Genomic DNA, 24,665 nt, shown 5'->3' with positions numbered 1-24,665 from the left:
GCAAATACCGGGGCTGCCAAGCGGCGTAAATACTGGTTCGCCCTGCGCAATCTCGTTTTTATCCCGCCTGCCGCGCGCAATAAGCCCGTATTTTTGCCTGCTCGGCGCTGTTTAACTGCTCAATCATGGCGATAATGCTGGCGGCGTTGTCATTCGTCTGCGTCGCGCTGAAGAGCGAACGCACATAGTCATCCGCCGGGTAGTTCTGGATGTCCTGCGGTGTTGCGACTTGCACCAGCCGCCCCTGGTGCATCACGCCGATGCGGCAGGCGAGTTTCAGCGCTTCCGCCATGTCGTGGGTGACGAAGACGATGGTGGTACCGAGTTTTTTATGGATCAGCGACACGGTTTCTTGCAGGGAGGCGCGGGCGAGCGGATCGAGAGCGGAAAAGGGTTCGTCCATCAACAGGATGTCGGGTTTGGCGGCAATGGCACGCAGGATGCCGACGCGCTGTTGCTCGCCGCCGGAGAGTTCGTGCGGATAGCGGTTTTGGTATTGCGTGGGCGAGAGGCCGACGAGTTCGAGCAGTTCGCTAGCGCGCGCTTTGCGTTGCGCCTTGTCCCAGCCGAGGATGTCGGGCATCAGTTCGATGTTCTGCGCAACGGTCATGGTGGGGAAGAGGGCAATTTGTTGCAGCACGTAGCCGATGCGGTGGCGCAGCGGGCGGATGTCGTAGTCTTTGATGCGCCGGCCGTTGAAGTACACGTCGCCGTCGGTCGGCTCGGTAAGCGCATTAATCATGCGCAGGGTAGTGGATTTGCCGCTGCCGGAGCCGCCCACCAGCACAAAGAATTCGCCCTGGTAGATGGTGAGGTTCAGTTCGCTCACGGCGGCGTGGCTGTCGTAGCGTTTGCTGACGTTTTTGAATTCGATCAGCGGGATGCGTTCAGGCTGCATAAAATCCCTCACGACTTCGGCAAAACGGCGTGGTGCGTGGCCCAATAGTTGCGGCAGGTCGTCTGAAACTGTGGCGAGTTCGCCGCCTGCGATCGCGGTGTAGGTAGACACCCACGCTTCGATTTGCCAGGCGGGCGTGTCGGGGTAGTCGCGTTCGCGGCTGGCATAGGCTTCTGCAAGGGTTTGGTTGTGGTAGCGGTGCGGTTTGCCGGTGATGTCGGTCAAAACGGCGGCGATGGCGGCGAAAGTCAGCGCTTCGCTGCCGGTGAGGGTGTAGCTGCGGTTGTGGTGGCGGTCGTCGCCGGAGGCGATAGCGGCAAGGATGTTGGCCGCCGCTTGTGCTACGTCCTGCTGCGAGACGCAGGCAACACGGCCATCGCCCGCAGGGCCGGCGATGATGCCGTCGGCGTTAGCAATCGTCGCTATCATTTCGCTGTAGAAGTTGTCGCGCAGGAAGGTGTAGCGCATGGTGGTTTGCTGGATGGCAGCTTCGGTCGCGGCGTGGGTGCGCGCCAGGGTGAAAGTGCTGCTGGCGCTGGCACTGGCGAAGGACAGATACACCAAATGCTGCACACCCGCCGCTGCTGCCGCGCGTACCAGAGTCAGGTGCTCCTGCTCGCGCGTTGGGCTTTCGGCGGCGGACACCATAAAGAGCACATCCACGCCGCTTAACGCCTGCCGGGCCAGTTCGAAATCGCCGTAGGTAAAGGGGCGCGCTTCGCAAGCGGGCAGATCGGGTGCTTTGGCGGGGTTGCGCAGCGGCAAAATCAGCGGCAAACCGCGTGCGCTGAGGTGGCGGGCGACCATGCCGCCGATGTGACCGCTGGCGCCGGTGATGGCGAGGTTCATGTTGTGTCTCCTTGGGTTGGATAAATGGCTTTCTTCCATTTGCGAATTTGTGTGCGGAAGTTGGTAAACGGGGCGACGGTGTTGATGTGTATCCACTTCCATAATGGCCATTGGGCGGCGGTGGTCGCCCATTGCCGTTGTCCGGGCAGGAACAGTTCGTCGTCGCTTAGGCCGTCAATCCATGCGCACAGGGTGGTAACTTTTTCCCGCAGCATCGTCTGCTGCCCGGGCAGTGTGAGTGCGCCGTAGGTGTGATAGTAGTGCTGGTTCAAATCGCCGAGGGCGTTCCATTTGTATCCGGGGGCGGGTGTTTGTACCGCTTCACCCGCCTGTTCGCGCCGCTCCCAGTCCAAGAGGGCGGTCACCCAGCCCAGTTGATAAGCGAGGTGTTCCGAGGGCGTCTTGCCGCTGTCCGTCGCGCGGGTATGCCTGGCTGCTTCGGGGATGTCGGCAAATTCGGCGAGGTATTTGTCCAGCGCCGTCTGTATCGTGGCGATCAGTTCCGCTTTGCTCTGATAGTGCTTCATTCATTCACCACCACGACTTTGCCGAAGCTGCCCGCGCTTTGCAGAAAGCGGTGCGCGTCGGGCACCTGTTCGAGGGTGTAGCGGCGTTCGATGGGAACGGGCACGTTGTACGCGTCGATGTCGCGGAACAATGCAGCGATTCGCTCACCCGACACCAGGGCGGAATGGAAGGTGGTGAGGTAGCTGTTGTGCTTGAGTTCGACGATGGGGTCGAAGTCGTTGAGGTACCACTGGTTGCCGAGTTGCCCCGTTTGGCAGACGATACCGCCTTCATTGATATGCGCCAGGCTGTCACGCAGGGTGGCAGGGCCGACCAGTTCAAGGATTTTGTCGTAGCTTTCATCTGTTTGCAGCACGCCGTTGCTATCAGCGATGATGGCATCGAAACCCACCGCCCGCAGGCGCTCGGCCTTTTCTAATTTGCGGCAGGCTCCGTGCAGGGTGATGTGCGGCAGGCGTGCTTTCAGCAGCAGGGCAAAGGCAACGCCAACACCGCTGGCCGCCGCCCGCACCAGCACACGGTCATGTGGCGCGATGCGCAGTTGTTGCAACGAGCCGAAGGCGGTGTAGTAGGTTTCGGGGATGGCGGCGAGGGTCGCCCAGTCGCGGTCGCTTTCGATGGGGTAAATCTGCGCGTTCGGCAGCAGGACGTATTCGGCGTAGCTGCCGTCGAACGCCCGCCCCATCTCGCCCATGATGGAGACAACTTTCTGCCCCGCTTGCAGGGCGGGCGTGCTGCTTTCCGCAACTTCGCCAACGCACTCGATGCCGAGGATGCGCGGGAACTGCACGCTGGGGCTTTTCCCTTCGCGGGTGAAAATTTCGGAATGGTTGATGCCGAAGCCTTTGACTTTGACGAGCGACCAGCCTTCTTTGACCTGCAGCGTCGGCACGTCTTGGTAAATCAGCTTGTCCGGGCCGCCGGGTTCGTAGATAACGATGGCTTTCATGCTATTTCCCCTGTGTTAACCAGCCTTTCTGCTGCAAAAAATCTTTGGCAACCGTTGCCGCGCTTTCGCCCTGTGCTTTGACGCGGTAATTCATCTCGCTCATCTCTTCCGCGCTGATCTGCCCGGCCAGCACGTTCAGCGCCTGCACGATGCCGGGGTGCGCTTCGGCGAAGGCTGCCTTCATCAGCGGCGCGCCCTGGTAGTGGGGGAAGAGGGCGATGTCGTCTTGCAACACGGTGAGGTGGTATTGGCGCAGCTCGCTGTCGGTGGAAAAGGCTTCGAGCAGATTGATGTGGCCGCTGTCCAGCGCGGTGTAGCGCAGCGCCGGCTCAAGGCTGACGACGTGGGCGAAGCGGATGCCGTGCCGCTGCAAACCGAGGTAGCCGTCCTGCCGGTTCATGAATTCCAGGGTAAAGCCGGCGCGGACGCTGTTTTGCACGCGCGCCAGATCGGATATGCGCTGTAAGCGGTGCGTGGCGGCGTAGCTTTGCGGCACGGCGAGGGCGTAGGTGTTTTCATAGGCCATCGGCGGCAGCAGGCGCAGGCCGAATTGTTCATTGAGCAGGCGCGCGCCCAGTTGATAGGTCTCGTCCTGGCTTAATGCGCGGCTGTTTTCGCCGGGCGGCACTTGCACCAGTGTTTCCAGCACCGTGCCGGTAAATTCGGGGTAGATGTCGATGTCGCCGCTTTTCAGGGCGTTGAAAAGAAAAGCCGTTTTGCCAAAATTGGGCTTGACCTCGACGCGCAGCTGCGGATCGTGTTGCTCAATCAAGAGCTTGTACATATGAATCAGCAGCTCAGGCTCGCTGCCCATTTTGCCCGCGACCACTACCGTCTGCCGCGTTGGCGCGGCGGCGAATTGCGCCAGCCCGACCGCGCCCAGCCCCAGCAACAACACGCCAAGCAATGCCACCTTGTGGCGGGAGGCTTGCAGCCAAGCGAAGAACGCGCTCATCAGCACCGCCAGCACAGCGGCCAGCGCCGCGCCGGTAAAGGTCAGCACCATGTCGTTGCGGTCGATGCCGAGCAGAATCAGGTTGCCCAGCCCGCCTGCGCCAATCAGCGCTGCCAGCGTTGCCGTGCCGATGACCAGAACGGCAGCGGTGCGGATGCCGGAAATAATCGCCGGCAACGCCATCGGTAGCTCAATCCGCGCCAGTGCCTGCGCGCGCGACAGGCCAAAGGCAGTGTGCGCTTCCTTGATGGCGGGGTCAATCTGGCGCAGGCCGAGTAAGGTGTTCTGGAAAATCGGCAACAAGGCATAGAGCGTGAGCGCAATCAAGACCGGCGGCGAGCCGATGCCGACCAGCGGAATCAACAACCCCAGCAAGGCCAGCGACGGAATCGTCTGCAACACGCCGGTGCCTTGCAACACCAGCTCGGCCGGGCGGCGCTTCTCGGCCAGCCACACGGCAAGCGGCACGGCAATAACAATCGCCGCCGCCAGCGACAACGCCGACAACCACAGATGTTCCAGCATCGCCTGCCACAGATACGCGAAAGAAAGAGAGTCCATCGGCCTGCCCCCATGAGAAGAAAAGGGCATCGTACCGTGTCGACCAGCGTTTGATAATCTCCGCGAGCGGGGAAACCGTTTGCAGTGGGCTTCATAATAGCAATCGGCAAATTCGTCACGCATTCATTGCTGGTGTGCCAAGCGGGATATAGTTAAATAGAAAAAAAACAGTAACCATCAAAATCATGACCTATCCAGCCTATATCCGGAAAAAAATCCTTGCAGAACTCGAAGATAGCACCTATCGCGAAGTGGCAGCCAGATACCGCATCAGCCCCAACACCCTTGCTACCTGGAAGAAACAGCCAGAGCCCAAAGGCAGCCGCCGTTCTACGCCCTGCCTTCTCACAGAAGAAGTCATCCGGCAAGACGTGGCCGAGCACCCTGATGACTATCAATGGGAAAGGGCTGCACGTCTGGGCTGCTCGCAAAACGGCATCTGCAAGGCGCTCAAACGCTATCGCTTCACCGTTAAAAAAAGACTTCCGCCACCGCAAGGCAGACGAAGAAAAACGCCGTGAATTCCTCGAAGTAAAAAGTGTCTACGAAGAACGCCTGCATCCATTCGTTTATATCGATGAAAGCGGCTTCAAAAAAGACATCTCCCGTCCTTACGGCTATGCACCACGCGGGCAAAAATGCGCAGGCGTATCCGGATGGAGCAAGGCACAAACCAACGTTATCGGTGCCCTGTGTGGCACCGTGCCATTTGCTTTCGCTGCCTTCGATTGCAGCATGGACAGCGATGTTTTTCATACATGGGCGACAGAAATACTGCTGCCGGAACTGCCCGCCTGCAGCGTGATCGTGATGGACAACACCTCCTTCCACAAACGGCAGGACACGCCGGGTGCGTTACAGGCTGAGGGACATACGGTGCTGTGGCTTCCGCCCTATAGCCCGGATTTCAACCCGATAGAGAAGACATGGGCATGGATCAAACGGTTGAGGAAACAATGACGGTTGGCTGATGTGAATGCCCTGCTGTTTTGGTTCTTTACTCTCGTTACTCTTTATTAGCGATTCGACTATAAAGTAATTAAAGAGAATCAACCATTTAACCCAGAGCTGGCGTTGAGGCATTGACAGTTGATTACAGTACCTTGGCGAGCCAATATTTACGTCGCTTGGCAAATTTTTATCGTGTACGAAGCATCAGTCATTAAAAGAAATCTGGGCAGACTCACTGACGGTCATCTGCGGTTTCTTCCGGTTTTCCTCGATCTTGCCAGTTACGCAAATATCGGCATGCATCAGATGAGAAGCCTGGCGACTCAATACCCGACTTGTCTTCCAGACTACGGCGGTAAAGGACTGGTTGGGGGAAGGCGCATCAAAATGGAGCGCAATACTTTTCTTCGCTTCTTTCAAGGCGGCGACTTTACCGCAGACGCGACGGGTTTCGCCGATGTACTGCCCTGCTTCACGTGCCATGATGCTGCCATCACTGGTACGCGTTTCCGGTTGTGGCTGTTGTTCAGCAGTTGCGGCAACTGGTGTCGGTGGTACAACGTCGCTGCTCACGACAGGGCGCGTGTTTGATATCCCTGTATTGCTGACGGCCTGCCCGATAACCGGTAATTCGGTCAGCACTGCCGGTGAATCTTCCTCCACCGGAAGCGGCGTTTTTTTCCCCGCTACTTTGGCAAAATAGTAGTAACCGCCCACCGCAGCTGCACCAAGCGCCAACACGGCAACAATACCCAGCACCCAGGGTGCCGCTGATTTTCGTTCATATCCACCCTGCGAGTCCTCAACCGAGGCTTGGCGGAGATCGGCCATGATGTCTTTGAGAGTTTGAATTTCTGCGATGAGGGCCTTGATGTCGATTTCGTTGGCAATCACGGTGGCAATGGATGCCCGCTGATATTGGCGGATTTTCTCTTCATAGGTGCGGATTTCCGCATCCAGCAGCTGCATTTTCGCATGCAGCTGGGCATCATTTCTGCCCTTGCCCGCCGCTTGCGCGACCACGCGGTCCGCCTGCTCTTTCAGACCGCTCGCTTCCGTCGCCCATATTTTTTTCAACGCCAGAATGTCCTCCTGATAGGCCTCGACAATGGCGGCGTATTCCTCTTTCTTGTTTTTCGGGGTGTAATCGCCCTGTGCCTGCGCACGCAAGATGTCGCCAATTTCGCTCATGATGACATCAGGCGCATGCTGCATTTTGGTGGCGCTGTAGCGCAGGACGACGCCAAAGGCATTGAGCAGCGCGTTTTGCTGTTCGAGAAATTCATTAAAGCGGCGGTAATCGATGTCGCCATCGGCAGATTTATAGGGGGCGAGACCGTCCAGTTCGATAGCCAGCCGCTGATTCTTTTCCGGATTTTCAATGAGGATGTCGATACTGCGCTCGCTGCCTTTGGCATCGGTAAAGCGGTGTGTCACGCTGAGATCTTCCGGACTGACGTCGTCAATTTTGCTCAGGATTTGCCGGACAAACTGCTCTTTGAGATTCGCCGGATGTTGGAGATGTTCTTTATTGCGCTGTATCCACAGTTCCCAGTTTTTCATTTGTCGTAATATTCCATTCTTGTCGCAGTTTGTGAAAAACGCCTCCTTGCGGAGGCGTTGGGTTGGTCATCAGCCCGTTGGTTTTTCCCGCTTGCGGATATGCAGTTCTTTGAGTTGTTCTTCGCTGGCTTCCGAGGGAGCGTCGGTGAGCGGGTCATAGGCGGTCTGGGTTTTCGGGAAGGCCATGACGTCGCGGATAGATTTGGCTCCCGCCATCAGCATGATGAGGCGATCAAGGCCAAAGGCGATGCCGCCGTGCGGCGGGCAGCCGTATTTGAGGGCGTTCAGCAGGAAGCCGAATTTTTGTTGGGCTTCTTCTTCACCAATGCCGAGGCTTTGGAAGACACGTTGTTGCATATCGTCGCGGTGGATACGAATGGAGCCGCCGCCAACTTCGGTGCCGTTCAGCACCATGTCGTAGGCGCGCGAGAGGACTTCGCCGGGGTTGCGGTCGAGGTCGTCAAGGTTCGCGGTTTTGGGCTGGGTAAAGGGGTGGTGCATGGAGTACCAGCGTTTGTCTTTTTCGTCGTATTCGAACATCGGGAATTCGATAACCCACAGCGGTGCCCAAGGGCCAGTGAGCATATTGAGGTCGTGGCCGACTTTGATACGCAGCGCACCGATGGCGTCGTTGACGATGCTGGCTTTGTCTGCACCGAAGAAGATGAGGTCGCCGTTTTCAGCACCGACACGTTGCACGATGTCAAGCGCGATAGCGCCTTCTGCACCGCCTTCTTTGGTCAGGAATTTGACGATGGGCGATTGCAGGCCTTCGGTGCTGGTTTTGTCGTTGACTTTGATGTAGGCGAGGCCTTTGGCGCCGTAGCGGGCGACGTAGGCGGTGTAATCGTCGATTTCTTTGCGGGTGAGTTTATTGCCGCCGGGGATTCTCAGGGCGACGACGCGACCGTTTTCTTGAGCGGCGACGCTGGCAAAGACTTTGAAACCGCTGTCTTTGACGAGGTCGGCGATGTCCACGAGTTCGAGCGGGATACGCAGGTCAGGTTTGTCCGAGGCGTAGCGGCGCATGGCTTCGCGGTAGGTCATGCGCGGGAAGGGGTCAGGCAGATCGACGTTCAGGTGTTCTTTGAAGATGCCACGAATCATGGTTTCCATGATCTGCATGATGTCTTCTTCTTCAAGGAAGGAGGTTTCGATATCAAGCTGGGTAAATTCGGGCTGGCGGTCAGCGCGCAGGTCTTCGTCGCGGAAGCAGCGCACAATTTGGTAGTAGCGGTCAAAGCCGCTCATCATCAGCATTTGTTTGAAGAGTTGCGGCGATTGCGGCAGGGCGAAGAATTTACCGGGGTGGGTACGTGAGGGAACGAGGTAGTCGCGCGCGCCTTCCGGGGTGGCTTTGGTCAGCATCGGGGTTTCGATATCGAGGAAGCCGTGATCATCCAGGTAACGACGCAGGGAGGAAGCGACTTTGCTGCGCAGGATGAGGTTTTTCTGCATGACTTCGCGGCGCAGGTCAATAGTGCGGTTTTTCAGGCGCACTTCTTCGGAGACGTTGTCTTCGTCAAGCTGGAAGGGCAGCGCTTCGGATTTGGAGAGGACGGTGAGCATTTTGCCGAGGATTTCGATTTTGCCGCTGGCCATGTCGGGATTTTCGGTACCAGCCGGACGCAGGCGGACGCGGCCTTCGATGGCGAGGCAGTATTCGCTGCGCACTTGTTCGGCAAGAGCGAAGGCTTCGGCGGTGTCGGGGTCAATAACGATTTGCACGAGGCCGCTGCGGTCGCGCAGGTCAATGAAGATGACGCCGCCGTGGTCGCGTCGGCGGTGTACCCAGCCGGCAACTTTGACGGTCTCTCCGTTGAGTTTTTCAGTCACGTCTGCCGCATAGTGTTGTCTGTACATGTGTTTTCCTTTTTGGGTAATAACGGTGAATGAGGCGGCCAAGGGAATAGCGACCGCTGTGTTTGATGTGGTTTTTTTGTGCGGCAGGCTGCCCTACGCCGGATACCGCCAGATTTTAAGCGGCTGCATTATAGTGCCTCACTTTCGCTCACGGTAGATTCGCAGCCCGACTTCCCGCGTGGCTTCGAGTGCGCCGGGTTTCTGGATGTCGAGGCAGATGTTGGCGGCAAGCGGGTAGGCGGTGAGCAGGTACGCGGCAAGGTGTTCGGCGAAGGCTTCGATGAGGCTGTATTGGCTGTTTTCTGCATATTTTATGATGTCAGCACAGATGGCGGCATAATCTAGCGCCTGCTTGATTTCATCCGCTTCGCCGGCAGCACGGGTGTTGGTGCCCAGTTCGCAGCTGATGATGAGGGTTTGCTTCGCCGCGCGTTCATGGGGCAAAATGCCGATGACGGTTCGTACCCGTATTGCATGGATGTAGATGATGTCTTGCATAGTCATAGGGTTATGAATGGTTTTTTCTGAATTATCGCACTCAGGGGGTGTTATGCAACATTTTCTTTTTTGCCTTTTCGGCGCAATTGCCGGCTATGTTTGCGGCTCGTTATCATCGGCGGTGATTGTCTGCCGCGCCATGGGTTTTGGCGATCCGCGTACGCTCGGCTCAGGCAATCCGGGGGCGACAAATGTGTTGCGCATTGCCGGGGAAAAGGCTGCTGCCATCACCTTGGCAGGCGATTTGCTGAAAGGCCTTATCCCTGTGGTAGTCTTCATTATTTTGCGTCGTTTTTTCCCAGTCGGCATCGACGATTTGGTGATTGTGCTGGTCGGTCTCGGCGCATTTTTCGGCCATTTGTATCCAATGTTCTTCAACTTTGAAGGCGGTAAAGGGGTGGCAACGGCCTTTGGCGTACTGCTTGCCTGGAATCCAATCGTTGCCCTGCTTGGTGCCGCTATTTGGGGCGCGGTGTTTTATAACACGCGCATTTCTTCGCTTTCCGCCTTGTCTGCCGCTGCCTTTGTCGCGATCGCCTCTATTTTTTATACGCCGGGGAAAGACTGGGCCTATATGTTGACGGCGGTATTCATCATCGTCGGCATGCTGTTCTACCGCCACCGCAGCAATATCGAGCGGCTCCTCAAAGGTGAGGAGGCTCCTTTTGGCGGCGGCAAAATGAAAGACCCGTTTGCGGATGAGGACGATGACGAGTAATTGAGTCCATAAAAAAGCCCCGAGAATCCGGGGCTTTTTTGATTCAGGCCGCGTGATAAACCGCTGGCTTGGTGTGGGACGCAACCAGATGTTCCACCGTCTCGCAGCATCTGCCGCAGCAACTGCCTGCGCCCAACGTGGAGGCAATGGCGGCAGTGCTGTCATGTCCCTGGGCGATAGCGTCAATGATTTGGCGATCGGTAATGCCTTGGCAAATACAAACGTACATGTGGATGGGAAGTAATGTTATTTGAATTTAATGTAACGGCAAACCGCCGTATAGTCAAACCTTTTCACGGGCGGCGCGTTGTGCGGCGGCGGTGCATATGAAAGAATAGCCACATGGATAATGATCAACCTGATAACAATATTTTTGATGCAAAGGGCTACCGCTTTAATGTTGGTATCGTCCTGCTTAACGCACACAACCAGGCCTTTTGGGGACGCCGCAGCGGGCAGGATTCCTGGCAATTCCCGCAGGGCGGGATTAACGCCGGCGAATCAAGCGAACAAGCGATGTGGCGCGAGCTGTTTGAGGAAACCGGCCTTGGCCCGGCGGATGTGTCGCTGCTCGGTGAAACGCGTGACTGGCTCTATTATCGCCTGCCGGTGCGCTACCGCCGTCGCCGTCGCCCCGGCATGGTGCAATGCATCGGGCAGAAGCAAAAATGGTTCCTGCTGCGCCTGGAAAGCAGCGATCCGGCGGTAAATTTGCACGCTTCCGGGCAACCGCCGGAATTCGACGAATGGTGCTGGATTGATTACTTCGCACCACCCTCGCAGGTCGTGCATTTCAAACGTAAGGTTTATCGCCAGGCACTAGACGAATTGGCACAACTGCTGCCGCCAGATGCCGTGCAGCGACCGGTGTCCCCGTCACAGCAACACAGCGCAACGGCATCGGCTGACAAACAGAAAGCACCATCGTTTGCCCGCATAAGGAAATAAAAAAGCCCGCAGAGCGGTTTTTTTCACGCCAGATACCACCTGAGCGGACACTGCCGAGCATCACGGAATATCCGCTAATTCATGATAGAAAATTACAAATGCGATAGTTTCCTATTTACAGAAAAGATATAACAGCGTATCGTAGCGTACGGGCAAACACCCAGTTTTTCACACATTTTTAACGAGGTTTATGATGAAAAAACTCTTCTTTTTGTTGTTTTGCGGCTTTTGCGCACCGCTTTTTGCCGCCGACAAGCCGTTCACCGTGGTCACCACCTTCACCGTCATCGCCGATATGGCGCAAGAAGTCGCGGGTAATGATGCGCAGGTGCTGTCCATCACCAAGCCGGGCGCGGAAATCCACGATTATGAACCGACGCCGCAGGATTTGGTCAAGGCGCAGCAGGCAGACTTGATTCTCTGGAACGGGCTCAATCTGGAACGCTGGTTTGAGCGCTTCTTTGCCAACGTCAAAGATGTGCCGTCCGTGGTTGTGACCGAAGGCATTGAGCCGATGTCCATTCACGGCGGCGATTATGACGGCAAGCCGAACCCGCACGCGTGGATGTCGGTCGCCAACGCCAAAATCTATGTGCAAAACATCGAAAAGGCGCTTGCCAAGCACGACCCCAGCCACGCAGACAATTACCACAAGAACGCCGCCGCTTATCTCGCGAAACTGGATGCGATGGACGCCAAACTGAAGGAAGAAGTCGCGAAAATCCCGCCGGAAAAACGCTGGCTGGTTTCCAGCGAAGGGGCATTCAGCTATCTCGCCAAAGATCTCGGCTTCAAAGAAGCCTATCTGTGGCCGATCAACGCCGAACAGCAGGGTACACCGCAACAGGTCAGCGCACTGATTGAAACTGTCCGTGCCAACAAGATTCCGGTGGTGTTCAGCGAAAGCACCATTTCCGACAAGCCTGCGAAACAGGTCGCCAAAGAAACCGGTGCCAAATACGGTGGCGTGCTCTATGTGGATTCCCTCTCGACTGCCGATGGCCCGGTGCCGACCTTTCTTGACCTGCTTAAAGTAACCACGGATACCGTTATCAATGGCTTCCAACCCTGATATGCCTTCGCTTGCGGTAGAAAACGTCAGCGTTACCTATCCGAACGGACATCGCGCCATTGAAAACATCAGCTTCACCCTCACGGGTAGCACTGTGTGCGCCCTCGTCGGGGTGAACGGCTCAGGCAAATCAACCCTGTTCAACACCATCATGGGTATCGTCCGCCCGCAAACCGGCACGGTGCAGGTCAATGGCCTGCCCGTCGCCCAGGCGATGCGGCAGAACGGCATTGCCTACGTCCCGCAAAGCGAGAATATTGACTGGCACTTCCCCATCCTCGTCAAAGACGTGGTCATGCTTGGCCGCTATGGCCATATGGGGATGCTGCGCCGCGCGCGGTCGCAAGACCGCTCTGCTGTTGCCGCCGCGCTGGACCGCCTCGGCATTGCCGATCTCGCCGGGCGGCAAATCGGCGCGCTGTCCGGCGGGCAGAAAAAGCGCGTCTTCCTCGCCCGCGCGCTCGCCCAGGAAAGCCGAATCATTCTCTTAGACGAACCCTTTACCGGTGTGGACGCGAAGACCGAATATGCGGCGATGGAACTCCTGAAAACCCTGCGCAGCGAGGGCTACCTCATGCTCGTCTCCACGCACAACCTCGGTGCCGTGCCGCAATACTGCAACGAAGTCGTCCTTATCAACCGTAGCATCATCGCCCACGGTGGCATTGACGACATCTATACCGTTGACAACCTTGAACGCGCCTTCGGCAGTGTCTTGAAAAACATCGGCCTTGGCGAGGTTGCCCCGCAAGTACGTATTGTCAGTGACGACGAACACCCTGCCGTCTTTGTGGACGACCGGAGCAGTCAGCCATGAACACCCTGCTCGAACCGCTCTCTTACGACTTCATGCTCAAAGCGCTACTGAGTAGCGCAGCAGTCGGCGGCGTCTGTGCCCTGCTCTCGGTGTTCCTCATGCTCAAAGGCTGGTCGCTGATAGGTGATGCGCTTTCCCATGCTGTCGTCCCTGGCGTCGCGCTCGCCTACCTGTGGCGCCTGCCCTACGCCCTCGGCGCCTTCACCACCGGCATCCTCGCCGCTGCCGCCATGCTGCTCCTGAAACGCCTGCCCATGTTGCGTCAGGACGCCATCATCGGCTTCGTCTTCACCCTTTTTTTCGCTGCCGGGCTCTATATCATCTCGCTCTACCCGACGGCGGTGAACCTGCAAGCCGTTATCTACGGAAACATCCTCGGTATTGACGATCACGATCTGTGGCAAATGCTCGCCATCTGCGCCATCTCGCTCAGCATCCTCGCTTTCAAATGGCGCGACCTGATGCTGCTCTTTTTCGACGACATCCAGGCTACGACCGCCGGACTTGCCGTTACCCGCCTGCGCTGGCTCTTCTTCCTGCTCGTCAGCGCAGCCGTCGTTGCCGCCCTGCAAACCGTCGGTGCCATCCTCGTCATTGCCCTGCTCATCACCCCTGGCGCGACCGCCTTCCTGCTCTGCCGCAGCTTTGGCCGCGTGCTTGTTACCGCCTTTGCCATCGGCACCATCACCGCCGTCCTCGGTACCTACCTTAGCTACTTTCTTGACAGTATCACCGGTGCCGTCGTCGTCGTCCTGCAAGGCGGCCTCTTTCTCGCCGTCTTCACCGTCCGCCGCCTGCAACACCTCGCCGCCCTGCGCCAAAGCTCATGAACATCCTCACCGACGTCCTGCAATACCCCTTCATGCAACAGGCGCTCGCTATCGCCCTGTTGCTCGGCATTACCTGCGCGCTGCTCTCTTGCTACATCGTCCTCAAAGGCTGGGCGCTGATGGGGGACGCTATCTCGCACGCCATTCTGCCCGGCATCGTCATCGCCGTCATAACTGGCCTGCCGCTGGTACTTGGCGCCTTCGCTGCCGGTCTCACCTGCACCCTGGCTACTGGCTGGCTCGAACGGCGCAGCACCCTGCGCAGCGATACCCTGCTTGGCATCATCTTCTCGACCCTCTTCGCTGCCGGTATCCTCCTCTTCCAGTATAGTGGCAGTGACCAGCACCTCACCCATATCCTCTTCGGCAACCTGCTAGGGATGCTGCCCGAACAACGCTGGCAAGTCATTGCTATCTGCGCGCCAGTGCTCCTCATCCTTGCTGTCAAATGGCGGGACTACATGCTGTTTGTCTTCGACGAAGCCCAATCCCGCCTTGCCGGCCTCTCCGTGCCATTCCTGCACACCAGCCTACTCATCATGCTGACGCTCACCGCCATCGGTGCCATGCAAGCCGTCGGTGTCGTCCTCGTCGTCGCCATGCTGATAGCCCCCGGTGTCAGCGCCCAACTCGTCACCAAGCGTTTCCACCACACTCTCGCCGTCGCGGTGGTACTGGCGGTTGCCGCCAACATTGCGGGCGTACTTATCAGCTTCCACTGGGACTCCTCAACCGGTGCCAGCATCGTTCTCTGCCAGGCGGCAGGCTTCTTCCTCATGCTGGGATTGCGCGCCTTGCAACACATGGGCAAGCGGGCGGGATAGCCCCGTATCTATCACGCTTGGCGGCAGCGCGTGAGCCCAGGTTTTATCTCGCTTGGCGGCTGCTCGCGAATCCAGGTTTTATCCCGCTTGGCGGCAGCCCGTGAACCCAGCATTTATCCCGCTTGGCGGCTGCCCGCGAATCCAGGCTTTATCCCGCTTGGCGGCTGCCCACGAACCCAGGTTTTATCCCGCTTGGCGGCAGCCCGTGAACCCAGCATTTATCCCGCTTGGCGGCTGCCCGCGAATCCAGGCTTTATCCCGCTTGGCGGCTGCCCACGAACCCAGGTTTTATCCCGCTTGGCGGCAGCGCGTGAGCCCAGCATTTATCCCGCTTGGCGGCTGCTTTACCCATAACGCTACAATGTCGCTGCCATCCCTGCCGAGAACGCCCCATGATCCGCATCCTCTTCAGCCTTATCCTCGCCCTTTGCATCCCGGCCTATGCCGTCAGCCCCGATGCCCTGAAACTTGACCATCCCGTCATTGACCAGGCGGAAATTCTCAGTGATGCCCAGGAAGCCGTCCTTACCACCCGGCTGCGCGGTTGGTATGACAACGGTCTGATGCAGGCAGCCGTCGTCATTGTGGACAGCACCGACGGCATCCCGCTACAGGACTACACCCAAACCCTCTTTGCCCGCTGGCAACTGGGCGATGCCACTAAAAACGACGGACTGCTCATCCTCATCGCCCATCGCGACCACCGCCTGCGCATCCAGCCTGGGCGCGGGCTGGACGACATCCTCAGCACAAACCGCCTGCAAGACATCATCAACACCCGCATCACCCCCGCCTTCAAGCGCGGCGACTACGTCGGCGGCATTGATAACGGCCTTGATGCCATCGTTTCCCACCTCACCGCCCCGCCAGCGGCGCCAGTCACGCAGCGCGACTACAACTTCTTCCTGCTCACCCTGGTCTACACCTGCGTACTCGGCTGGCACCTTGGCAAACGCCGTCGCTTCCACATCTACATCCCGCCGCTCTGCGGTGCCGGCTGGGCGCTGTTCGGCATCTTCTATGGCGTCAACAGCGGCCTTGTTTTTGGCAGTGTCATCTTGCTCATCCTCGGCAGCACCATCCTTGCCTGGCTCCGCATCGCCCTTGGCAAAGCACGGACGAGCACTGCAGATAGCCTCGTCGGTCTGGAAGAAGCAGACGACGACAATGACGATGGGAATGACGGGGATGTTGATACTGTCGCCCGTCGCCGCGAACGCCGCGACGATAGCGACTCCTACCGCAGCACATACAGCAGCAGCGACAGCAGTAGCAGCAGTTACGACGGCGGCGGTGGCAGCAGTAGCGACAGCGGTGGCGCAGACGGTTCATGGTGAGGTGGCATCCGGCAGTACTTCCCGTCACAGCAGTGCACCCAGTATTAGGCACAGCGCTTCTTCAACAGGTGGGGCACGTCGTTTCCCTACCATGGCAACGCCTCACAGAAGACGCAGCATCTCGCCATCGGCGGCCTGCTCAAGCAGGATGGTACGCACAGATCCGCAAGATGGGCGGCAAGCAGCAGGCGTATTTGAGGGTGGGAGACTACTACCCGGCGTTAATAAAGAAGGGCGGCAGGTAAGGGGCATAGGAAGCCTTTGCCTGGCGTTGTGTTGGCGGAGGCTTCTGTGTATGATTGCGCGCGTTTCGCCGGTATAGCTCAGTTGGTAGAGCAGCGCATTCGTAACGCGCAGGTCATGGGTTCAAGTCCCTTTACCGGCTCCACTATAACCCTCTATTGATCTATATTTCCCTTAGAAACCGCCTGATTAGGCGGTTTTTTCTTGCCGTTTCCCTCGCCGATTTTTGCACTTTGACTGTACCAAACCTGTACCAATAAACAGGGAGAGAAGATAGCAACCATTCAATCAGTGCGGGAATAAGTATCGGACTTTTCTCATCACCCTGCCCTTTCTGTCTATACCGCTCACCGCCATCGCTATACGCACATGACCGATCGGGCCCATCATCTATATGTGGTTTTTCGTGATAACAATGTGAATTTAATTGATTACCCAGTGTTGTATCCACCTCATTCAGAGGTAATGTGTTAGAATCCACGCGGATTTTTAACCATGAGGTGCTATATGCCTGCTTTGATTCCGCTCAGAAAACCGCTTTTGGAACGGCTGCAACGTTATGTGAAGGTGCACACCACCTCCGATGCGGCCAGCACGACCGTGCCGACCACACCGCAGCAGTGGGATTTGCTGAAACTCCTGCGCGATGAAGTGACGGCACTGGGCATGACGGAAATCTCGCTTGACGACAAGGGCTATCTCTTTGCCACCCTGCCCGCCACTACTGACAAGAAAGTACCGGTACTGGGCTTCATGGCGCACGTTGATACCGCGCCGGGATGCAGCGGCGAGAACGTCAAACCACAAGTCATCGAGAACTATGGCGGTGGTGACATCCCGCTCAAAGGCAGCGGTGCCGTACTTTCACCTAAAGAATTTCCGGCGCTGGACAGCCTGCACGGGCACACGCTCGTCACCACTGACGGCACAACCCTGCTCGGCGCGGATGACAAGTCCGGCATCGCCATCATTCTTTCAGCGGTGGAATACCTGCTGGCGCATCCGGAAATCCCGCACGGCAAAATCCGCGTCGCCTTCACCCCGGATGAAGAAATCGGGCGCGGACCGAAACATTTTGACGTGAAGGCTTTCGGCGCGGATGTCGCTTATACCGTGGACGGCGGCCCGCTGGGCGAGTTGCAGTACGAAAACTTCAACGCCGACGAAGGCGTTGTGACCTTCTATGGCCGCAGCGTACACACCGGCACGGCGAAAGGCGTGATGGTGAACGGTCTTGCCCGCGCCTGCGAATTTCACAACCGCCTGCCTGCGCACCTCACCCCGGAAGAAAGCGAGGGACGCGAGGGCTTCATCCACCTCTATAATTTCGAGGGCACGCTGGAAGAATGCCGCCTGCGCTATCTGCTGCGCAGTTTCACCCGTGAGGAACTGGCCGATCTCGGCAAGATGCTCAGCGACACGATGGCGGCGATGCAGCGTGATTACGGCGAGCATTGCGGCAAGGTCGAAATCCACGAGCAGTACCGCAATATGCGCGAAAAAGTCGAACCGCACCGCTACGTTGTCGACATTGCTGAAAAAGTGATGCGCGATTTCGGCATCACCCCGCTCACCGCACCGATTCGTGGCGGTACCGACGGCGCGCAGATTTCCTACATGGGCCTGCCGACGCCAAACCTCTTCACCGGCGGGGAAAACTTCCACGGCGCGTTTGAATTTATCTCGCTGGATGTGATGGAACAGGCGGCAAACGTCGTCCTTGGCATCATCAGCGAGTTCGCCCAACGCGATTAGACAAGAGACGCGCGCAGCCGTTAGCGGTTGCGCGCGGATAAAGATAGATCTCCGCCAGGCGGGTAACGACTGACCCGCCGGGCGGGATAACGACACGTCCTCCGCTAATCCCACCGGAATACCCTCATGCACAGTGCCACACTCAGTATCCTCATCGGCGTCTTCGCCCTCATCGCCGCCGGTGGATTCATCATCAAAGGTTACAACGCCAAAGGCGTGCTCTTTACCATCGGCATCGCCCTGCTCGTCGTCGCCCTCGCTCTCGGTAACGACGTGGTCAAAACGCCCGGCGGCCACCCCGTCGCCGATGTCAGCAACAGCATCTACGCCCTTTTTGAGAAACGCGGTGGCGGCCTGGGGATGATCATCATGATCCTCATCGGCTTCTCCGCCTACATGTCGCATGTCGGTGCCAACGACGTTGTCATCCGCGTCCTCTACAAACCACTGCGCCATGTGCGCTCGCCCTATGTGCTGATGATCGGCGGCTTCATTCTCGCCGGACTGATGTCGTTTGCTATCCACTCGGCGACCGCCCTCGGCGTCTTCCTCATGGCGACGCTGTTCCCCATCATGACCCGCCTCGGCATCAGCGCGCCGTCGGCGGCAGCCATCTGCTCGTCCACCACTGTGGTCAACCTTGCGCCGACGGCAGCCGACGTCATCCTCGCCGCTGAAAAAGCCAACGCCGACCTGATCGACTTCGCCTTCAAGACCATCCTGCCGATGTCGCTGGTCGCACTGTTCTTCGTCGCCATCGCCCATTACTACTGGCAGCGTTATTGCGACCGCCGCGAAGGACTGGTGCAAACCACGAACGGTACGCCACTTTGCAGCACCGAAGCGACCGCACTGCAAAGCGATGCGCCGCTCGGCTACTTCGTCCTGCCCTTCCTGCCGATCATCGGCCTCTTTATCTTCGACGGCGCCATCGCCGAAAAAGTCGAACTGGGCGGGCTGGTCGTCCTAACCATCTTCATCACCGCCCTGCTGGAATTTGCCCGCACGAAAAAAGTGGCGAAAGTCTATGAAGGCCTCGAAGTCTGCTACCGGGGCATGGCGGAAGGTTTCTCCGCCGTGGTCGTGCTTCTCGTCGCCGCCGGTATCTTCGCGCACGGCCTGGAAAGCATCGGCTTCGTCAAGGCGCTGATCGAATCCGCGCAAAGCACCGGCGCGGCGGCAAACATCGTCATGCTGGCGCTGGTCATCATCACCCTGATCGTCGCCATCGCCGCCGGATCGGGCAATGCCGCCTTCTTCGCCTTCGTCGAACTTGCGCCGAAACTCGCCGGCCAGATGGGAATCAACCCCGCCTACCTTATCGCACCGATGATGCAGGTCTCAAATACCGGACGCAGCCTGTCACCGGTTTCCGGGGTGATGGTCGCCGTCTCCGGCGCAGCCAAAATCTCGCCGCTGCTGCTCGTCAAACGCAACAGCGTGCCTGGCCTGGTAGCGGTACTCGTGGTAGTGGTATACACCATGATGTTCATCCCGAAATAAAGACCAAATCCATCACAGCCCCTACCCCATCACAAACCCCATGACCCCATACCTGCAACGACTTGTCGAGTGGCGCCGCCACCTGCACCAACACCCCGAACTCTCCTTCGAAGAAGTGGAAACCAGCCGCTTCATTGCCGAAGAAATGGGCAGGCTCAAACACGCAAGCCGCATCGAACGCCTGACCCCGACCAGTGTCGTCGTCGTCTTTGCCACCGGCAAACCCGGCGCCAAAATCGGCCTGCGCGCCGACATAGATGCCCTGCCCATCCAGGAAGAGCGAGACGACCTGCCCTTCCGCTCGGTGAACGACGGCAAAATGCACGCCTGCGGCCATGACGGCCATACCGCCATACTGATGGCCGCCTGCCAATACCTGGACGACCACTACGACCACCTCAGCGGCGAAATCCACGCCATCTTCCAGCATGCCGAAGAAAAACTGCCCGGCGGCGCACGGGAAATGGTCGCCACCGGCTACTTCGACGACTTCGACTTCATCTACGGCCAGCACCTCTTTTCCACCTCGCCTGTCGGCATCCTCGACATCAAAGACGGCATGGCCAGCGCCAATACCGACGCCTACTACCTCACCATACGCGGCAAAGGTGGACACGCCGCCATGCCCGAAGGCAGCATTGACCCCGTCGTCATCGGCGCCCAGTTCATCACCCTGCTGCAAAGCATCGTCTCCCGCCGCGTCTCACCGCACGATGCCCTGGTCATCTCCAACACCGTCTTCCGCGCCGGCCACGCGCAGAACGTTATCCCCGACAGCGCCGAACTCGTCGGCAGCGTCCGCACTACCAGCGAAGAACACCGCCAGTTTGCGCGCAAAGCCATCGAAGACCTCATTAAAAACCTCTGCACGGCAAACGGCGCGAGCTACGAACTCGACTACCAAATCGGCTACGACGTCACCTGGAACGATCCGGCAAAAACTGCTATCGTGCGTGAACTGGCCACCGCCCGCTTCGGCGCAGACCACGTTGTCAGCCTGCCTGGCATGATGGCGGGTGAAGACTTCAGTGCCTTTGCCCGCTGCGTGCCTTCTACCTATGCCGTAATCGGCTCCGGCTCGCCCGGCTTCGACTACCCGCACCACCATCCGCAATTCGGCCTGGACGAACGCAGCTTCAGCATAGGCCTGCACATGATGGTGGATATCGCCATGAACAGCGCCCGCTTCAAAACACCAACCTAACCCACAGGAATCCCCATGCACACCATCCGTCGCCTCCTCCTCACCCTGCCCATGCTTGCCACCACCGCCCTCGCGCAAGACACACCGCTGACCATTGACAGCCGCTATGACTTCCCTGCCACCGTCGCCGCCCTGGAAACCGCCATCCAGGAAAAAGGCATGACCCTCTTCGCCCGTATCGACCACCAAGCGGCGGCGAAAAAAGCGGGGCTGGACATGCAGCCCGCGACTGTCCTCATCTACGGCTCGCCCAAAGCCGGCACGCCGCTGATGCAAAACGACCCAACCCTCGCCCTGCAACTGCCGCTGAAAGTCCTCATTACTGAGAACGACGGCAAAGTACAGGTACTGCTGAACAGTGCCGAACAAGTGGTGGCGCGCAGCAACACCCCGTACAGCGCCGTGGAAAACACCCTCGCTAATGCGGAAAAACTGATACGCGCGACCATCGAAACACAGCCTTAAAACCGCGCAACATCCCGCTTGGCGGCCCCAGTAATCACGACGCTTGGCGGACGCCCTGCCCTCTTCCACAAACCGCGCAGCTATCCCGCTTGATGGGTTCAGAATTTACGCCGCTTGACGTAGTTCGTCCCGTGAACGAACGCTCTGTAGCTGCACTCCACACCATTCCCCATAAAAAAATCCCGCCCAAAAGGCGGGATTCGCGGTCAATCACACTCAGCGCATGCTGAAGCCAATCGCGGCCAACAATATCGGCGAAGTGAAAAAGCCGACCAGCACCAATACCCAAGCCAGCACGTTGACGCCAATGCCGGCAATATTTCGTCCCTTCACAGCAATAATCGTACCGATTAAAGCCACTATCGCTGCCAGCGGCACAAACACAATGCCTAAAAATAGAATACCGAGCACAGCGAGAACGCAGGCAATAATCCCCGCCACCATACCGCTGCTACGAGATTGAATACTGACTTCTGTCATTAGATACAACTCCATAACTTAAAAATAAAAATCACCGGATTGCAGCATTGCCATGTATCCAGATTGCGCGAACAGAACCGCGCAAATTACAGGAAATTGCCACACATCCAGCGCTAACATTCTGACAAAAAAAAAAAAAAACAAGTCAAGCACAAATAACGAAAATTTGCGCTTGCACAAGGCGCCCGCGTTCATAGCGTTTGGCGAACCCGGTATTTACGCCGCTTGACGGCCCCCGTTAGCACGATGATGCTACGCGGAAGGGAAAAGCCCGCAACGTCTCAAAAGCCAAAGCGCAGCAACAAATCCTGTGTTTATCCCGCTTGGCGGGTGGTAGCGTACAATGCCGCCCGCTTCTGTTATGGAGGGATAATGCTGATTTTGCTGAACAAGCCGTTTAACGTGCTATGCCAGTTCACCGACAAATCCGGGCGGGCGACGCTCGCCGATTATGTGAAAGTGCCGAACGTCTATCCGGCGGGACTGCTGGATTTTGACAGCGAGGGACTGGTCGTGCTCACCGATGATGGCCGCTTGCAGGCGCGTATCGCCGATCCGCGTTTCAAGCTGGCGAAGCGTTATTGGGTACAGGTGGAGGGCGAAGCGGATGAAGCGGCGCTCGCACAGTTGTGCGCCGGAGTGTGGCTGAAGGACAAGAAGGCGCAGACGGCGCGCAAGACGCTGCCCGCCGAAGTGCGCCGCATCGCGCCACCTACGCTGTGGCCGCGCGAGCCGCCGGTGCGGTTCCGCAAAACGGTGCCGGATTCATGGCTGGAAATCGTCATCCGCGAAGGACGTAACCGCCAGGTGCGGCGGATGACGGCGGCGGTCGGCCTGCCGACGCTACGCCTGGTGCGGGTGCAGGTTGGTGATTGGTCTTTGGGCGCGCTACAATCCGGGCATTGGCAATTTGTTAAAAAATGAGGTTTTTATGTTGAAGGAAGCGATTGATTTGCTGGTGCACGGCCAGGATGTGCCGCCTGAGTTGATGCGTCGCGTCATGCTGGCACTGATGAACGGCGAGGCCGATCCGGCAGCGGTTGGTGCCTTCTTGACGGTACTCACCATGAAAGGCGAGACGGCAAGCGAGGTGACGGCAGCGGCGCAGGTGATGCGCGAACTGGCGAAACCTGCCGATTTGGGCGAGGGCGTGCTGGTTGACCCGGTTGGCACCGGCGGCGATGGCGCCAGCCTCTTTAATGTCTCGACAGCGGCAGCGGTGATTGCCTCTGCCGGCGGGGTGAAGATTGCCAAGCACGGCAACGTCGCCGCCAGCAGCGCTTCCGGTAGTGCCGATGTCTTGCGTCAGGCAGGCGTGGTCGTGGATCTCGAACCCGCGCAGGTGAAGGAATGCATTGCGGAAACGGGTTTCGGCTTCATGTTCGCCCAGACCTATCACCAGGCGATGCGCCATGTCGTGCCCATCCGTCGTGCTATCGGCATCCGCACCGTGTTTAACGTCCTGGGTCCGCTAGCCAACCCCGCCGGAGTCAAGCATCAGGTGCTAGGCGTGTTCAGCAAAGCATGGCTGTGGCCGATGGTCGAAGTGGCGCGCTCGCTCGGTGCCAAGCGGGTGCTGGCGGTGCATTCGCAGAACGGACTGGACGAATTCAGCGTCACGGCGGTGAATCACGTCGTCGAACTGCGTAACGACGGCATCATTTTCGATCACGAAGTAGATCCCAAGAGTTTTGGCATGACATACAGCGACTACCGCCCGCTGCAAGTCAAGGACGCAGCGCAAAGCCTGGCGCTGATTGAGCAAGTATTTGCGACAGGTGAACCCGCCATCGGCTTCGACATGCTGGCGCTGAACGCGGCGGCGATATTCCTCGTCGCCGGGAAAGTACCTAATCTGGCGGAAGGGGTGGAGCTCGCCCGCAGCCTGATGCGCGACGGCAGCGCGACGCGGCAGTTAAGCCGCATTGCCGCCTGCTCACAACGTTTACAAGGAAAACAATGATGGCAACGATTCTGGATGAAATCCTCGCGCACAAGCGGCAGGAAGTGGCCGCGCAAAAACAGCGCTTCGATATGGACCAACTGGTCGCGAACATCGCTGCCAGCAACGACGCGCCGCGCGGCTTCATGAAAGCGCTGCTGGCGCGGGTTGCGGTCGGCGGCACGGCAGTCATCGCCGAAATCAAAAAAGCCTCGCCCAGCCTCGGCGTCATCCGCGCCAACTTCGATCCGGTGACGGTTGCCGAAAGCTATGCGGCAGCGGGCGCCGCCTGCCTGTCGGTCTTGACCGACGAAAAATACTTTCAGGGCAGCGCCCGCTACCTGCGCCTGATCCGCAGCGCGGTCGGCCTGCCGCTTTTGCGCAAAGACTTCATCATTGACGAATACCAAATCGTCGAAGCACGCGCCCTCGGTGCCGATGCCGTGCTGCTTATTGCCGCCGCCCTGAGCGACGCCGAACTGACGCAATTCACCCGTGTCGCCCACGACCTGGGGCTGGACGTGCTGGTCGAAGTGCATGACGAAGCCGAATGTGAGCGCGCGCTCAAACTGCCGCTGCGCGTTATCGGCGTCAACAACCGCAACCTGCATGACTTCTCTGTCTCGCTCGACACCTCAAAACGCATCAAGGCGATGCTGCCGTCAGATTACCTGCTGGTTTGCGAAAGCGGCATCCACACCCGCGCCGACATTGATGAAATGCGGGCGGCAGACATTCACGCCTTCCTCGTCGGTAGCGCGCTGATGCAGGCGGAAGATCCCGGCGCAGCGCTGGCCACGCTGCTTGCTCCGGCGGAATAAATCCGCCTTGCAAAACATGAAGGCAGACTACCGCGTCTGCCTTTTTGATGATCGCCGCCAAGCGGGATAAACACCGGGCTCGCGAAGTAAG

At 58.3% G+C, this 24,665-nt stretch carries 23 protein-coding genes, 1 tRNA gene and 3 pseudogenes; 17 read left to right on the top strand and 10 right to left on the bottom strand.

All coding sequences use genetic code 11. From position 1 onward, the window contains the following. Nucleotides 1–58: 58 nt before the first annotated feature. The 5 genes and pseudogenes from DY250_RS14860 to DY250_RS04110 form a co-directional block, all read right to left on the bottom strand. Entirely contained in the window at nt 59–898 is an 840-nt protein-coding gene (locus DY250_RS14860; RefSeq protein ID WP_115612766.1) for an ATP-binding cassette domain-containing protein, read from the bottom strand. A 3-nt stretch (nt 899–901) separates the two neighbouring features. Further along, nucleotides 902–1,747: pseudogene (locus tag DY250_RS14855) on the bottom strand (NAD(P)H-binding protein); the annotation flags it as partial. After that, nucleotides 1,744–2,274 (bottom strand): ClbS/DfsB family four-helix bundle protein, encoded by a 531-nt coding sequence (locus tag DY250_RS04120; protein WP_115611054.1) that lies wholly within the window; start codon nt 2,272–2,274, stop codon nt 1,744–1,746. The pseudogene DY250_RS14855 and the gene DY250_RS04120, both read right to left, overlap by 4 nt. Continuing rightward, entirely contained in the window at nt 2,271–3,224 is a 954-nt protein-coding gene (locus DY250_RS04115; protein WP_115611052.1) for a zinc-binding dehydrogenase, read from the bottom strand. Before DY250_RS04115 ends, DY250_RS04120 begins: the two co-directional genes overlap by 4 nt. A 1-nt stretch (nt 3,225) precedes the next feature. Next, nucleotides 3,226–4,740, bottom strand: coding sequence for an ABC transporter permease/substrate-binding protein (locus tag DY250_RS04110; RefSeq protein WP_115611050.1), 1,515 nt, complete (start codon nt 4,738–4,740; stop codon nt 3,226–3,228). 185 nt (nt 4,741–4,925) lie between these two features. On the opposite strand from DY250_RS04110, the pseudogene DY250_RS14495 reads away from it, so the two are divergent. Beyond that, a pseudogene (locus DY250_RS14495) lies at nt 4,926–5,162 on the top strand (IS630 transposase-related protein); the annotation flags it as partial. Continuing rightward, nucleotides 5,092–5,700 (top strand): annotated as a pseudogene (locus tag DY250_RS04100) (IS630 family transposase); the annotation flags it as partial. The pseudogenes DY250_RS14495 and DY250_RS04100, both read left to right, overlap by 71 nt. Before the next feature lie 195 nt (nt 5,701–5,895). On the opposite strand, the gene DY250_RS04095 reads toward DY250_RS04100, so the two are convergent. From DY250_RS04095 to DY250_RS04085, 3 genes are all read right to left on the bottom strand, one after another. Further along, a complete protein-coding gene (locus tag DY250_RS04095; protein WP_115611046.1) occupies nt 5,896–7,254 on the bottom strand; it encodes a hypothetical protein in 1,359 nt (452 codons plus the stop codon). Nucleotides 7,255–7,323: 69 nt separating this feature from the next. Beyond that, nucleotides 7,324–9,117: an aspartate--tRNA ligase gene (gene aspS, locus DY250_RS04090; RefSeq protein WP_115611044.1), complete on the bottom strand. Its 1,794-nt coding sequence runs from the start codon at nt 9,115–9,117 to the stop codon at nt 7,324–7,326. A gap of 138 nt (nt 9,118–9,255) precedes the next feature. After that, nucleotides 9,256–9,621 carry a dihydroneopterin aldolase gene (locus DY250_RS04085; RefSeq protein WP_115611042.1) on the bottom strand — a complete coding sequence of 122 codons (366 nt, stop codon included), beginning with the start codon at nt 9,619–9,621 and terminating at the stop codon, nt 9,256–9,258. Nucleotides 9,622–9,667: 46 nt separating this feature from the next. Here DY250_RS04085 and plsY point away from each other — a divergent pair, with 46 nt between their 5' ends. Beyond that, the gene (plsY, locus tag DY250_RS04080; protein WP_115611040.1) at nt 9,668–10,333 is read left to right on the top strand and encodes a glycerol-3-phosphate 1-O-acyltransferase PlsY; all 666 of its coding nucleotides are present in this window, start codon (nt 9,668–9,670) and stop codon (nt 10,331–10,333) included. A gap of 43 nt (nt 10,334–10,376) precedes the next feature. On the opposite strand, the gene DY250_RS04075 is transcribed toward plsY, so the two are convergent. Further along, nucleotides 10,377–10,562 carry a (2Fe-2S)-binding protein gene (locus DY250_RS04075; protein WP_083826155.1) on the bottom strand — a complete coding sequence of 62 codons (186 nt, stop codon included), beginning with the start codon at nt 10,560–10,562 and terminating at the stop codon, nt 10,377–10,379. A gap of 113 nt (nt 10,563–10,675) precedes the next feature. Here DY250_RS04075 and DY250_RS04070 point away from each other — a divergent pair, with 113 nt between their 5' ends. The 11 genes from DY250_RS04070 (at nt 10,676) to DY250_RS04020 (ending at nt 21,331) form a co-directional block, all read left to right on the top strand. Next, a complete protein-coding gene (locus DY250_RS04070) occupies nt 10,676–11,281 on the top strand; it encodes an RNA pyrophosphohydrolase (RefSeq protein ID WP_006984163.1) in 606 nt (201 codons plus the stop codon). A gap of 190 nt (nt 11,282–11,471) precedes the next feature. Next, nucleotides 11,472–12,353: a metal ABC transporter substrate-binding protein gene (locus DY250_RS04065; protein WP_006984164.1), complete on the top strand. Its 882-nt coding sequence runs from the start codon at nt 11,472–11,474 to the stop codon at nt 12,351–12,353. Further along, nucleotides 12,337–13,170, top strand: a complete 834-nt coding sequence (locus DY250_RS04060; RefSeq protein WP_115611038.1) for a metal ABC transporter ATP-binding protein — start codon at nt 12,337–12,339, stop codon at nt 13,168–13,170. The genes DY250_RS04065 and DY250_RS04060 overlap by 17 nt, the downstream gene beginning before the upstream one ends. Beyond that, nucleotides 13,167–14,000: a metal ABC transporter permease gene (locus tag DY250_RS04055; RefSeq protein ID WP_115611037.1), complete on the top strand. Its 834-nt coding sequence runs from the start codon at nt 13,167–13,169 to the stop codon at nt 13,998–14,000. Before DY250_RS04060 ends, DY250_RS04055 begins: the two co-directional genes overlap by 4 nt. After that, nucleotides 13,997–14,824 (top strand): metal ABC transporter permease, encoded by an 828-nt coding sequence (locus tag DY250_RS04050; RefSeq protein WP_115611035.1) that lies wholly within the window; start codon nt 13,997–13,999, stop codon nt 14,822–14,824. The genes DY250_RS04055 and DY250_RS04050 overlap by 4 nt, the downstream gene beginning before the upstream one ends. A gap of 392 nt (nt 14,825–15,216) precedes the next feature. Next, on the top strand, nt 15,217–16,161 hold the full coding sequence (locus DY250_RS04045; protein ID WP_115611033.1) for a TPM domain-containing protein: 945 nt from the start codon (nt 15,217–15,219) through the stop codon (nt 16,159–16,161). Between the two features lie 312 nt (nt 16,162–16,473). Beyond that, nucleotides 16,474–16,549 (top strand) — tRNA-Thr (locus DY250_RS04040). 362 nt (nt 16,550–16,911) lie between these two features. After that, nucleotides 16,912–18,159, top strand: a complete 1,248-nt coding sequence (gene pepT / locus DY250_RS04035; protein ID WP_115611032.1) for a peptidase T — start codon at nt 16,912–16,914, stop codon at nt 18,157–18,159. A 126-nt stretch (nt 18,160–18,285) separates the two neighbouring features. Next, the gene (gene dcuC, locus DY250_RS04030; RefSeq protein WP_115611030.1) at nt 18,286–19,662 is read left to right on the top strand and encodes an anaerobic C4-dicarboxylate transporter DcuC; all 1,377 of its coding nucleotides are present in this window, start codon (nt 18,286–18,288) and stop codon (nt 19,660–19,662) included. Nucleotides 19,663–19,702: 40 nt separating this feature from the next. Then, entirely contained in the window at nt 19,703–20,866 is a 1,164-nt protein-coding gene (locus tag DY250_RS04025) for a M20 metallopeptidase family protein (RefSeq protein WP_115611028.1), read from the top strand. A gap of 51 nt (nt 20,867–20,917) precedes the next feature. Next, complete coding sequence (locus tag DY250_RS04020; protein ID WP_083826157.1) at nt 20,918–21,331, top strand: DUF302 domain-containing protein; 414 nt, start codon at nt 20,918–20,920, stop codon at nt 21,329–21,331. A 216-nt stretch (nt 21,332–21,547) separates the two neighbouring features. Here the strand turns inward: DY250_RS04020 and DY250_RS04015 are convergent, their stop codons facing one another. After that, nucleotides 21,548–21,811 carry a hypothetical protein gene (locus DY250_RS04015; protein ID WP_115612765.1) on the bottom strand — a complete coding sequence of 88 codons (264 nt, stop codon included), beginning with the start codon at nt 21,809–21,811 and terminating at the stop codon, nt 21,548–21,550. Nucleotides 21,812–22,183: 372 nt separating this feature from the next. On the opposite strand from DY250_RS04015, the gene DY250_RS04010 reads away from it, so the two are divergent. The 3 genes from DY250_RS04010 to trpC are packed head-to-tail and all read left to right on the top strand — an operon-like array spanning nt 22,184 to nt 24,574. Beyond that, nucleotides 22,184–22,735, top strand: coding sequence for a pseudouridine synthase (locus tag DY250_RS04010; protein ID WP_218565530.1), 552 nt, complete (start codon nt 22,184–22,186; stop codon nt 22,733–22,735). Nucleotides 22,736–22,742: 7 nt separating this feature from the next. After that, nucleotides 22,743–23,774 (top strand): anthranilate phosphoribosyltransferase, encoded by a 1,032-nt coding sequence (trpD, locus tag DY250_RS04005; protein ID WP_115611025.1) that lies wholly within the window; start codon nt 22,743–22,745, stop codon nt 23,772–23,774. Continuing rightward, nucleotides 23,774–24,574, top strand: a complete 801-nt coding sequence (gene trpC / locus DY250_RS04000) for an indole-3-glycerol phosphate synthase TrpC (protein ID WP_115611023.1) — start codon at nt 23,774–23,776, stop codon at nt 24,572–24,574. Before trpD ends, trpC begins: the two co-directional genes overlap by 1 nt. Nucleotides 24,575–24,665: the final 91 nt, after the last annotated feature.

The organism is Cardiobacterium valvarum (genome assembly GCF_900460955.1).
GTDB classification, from domain to species: domain Bacteria; phylum Pseudomonadota; class Gammaproteobacteria; order Cardiobacteriales; family Cardiobacteriaceae; genus Cardiobacterium; species Cardiobacterium valvarum.
This window is presented reverse-complemented; position numbering and strand designations above follow the sequence as displayed.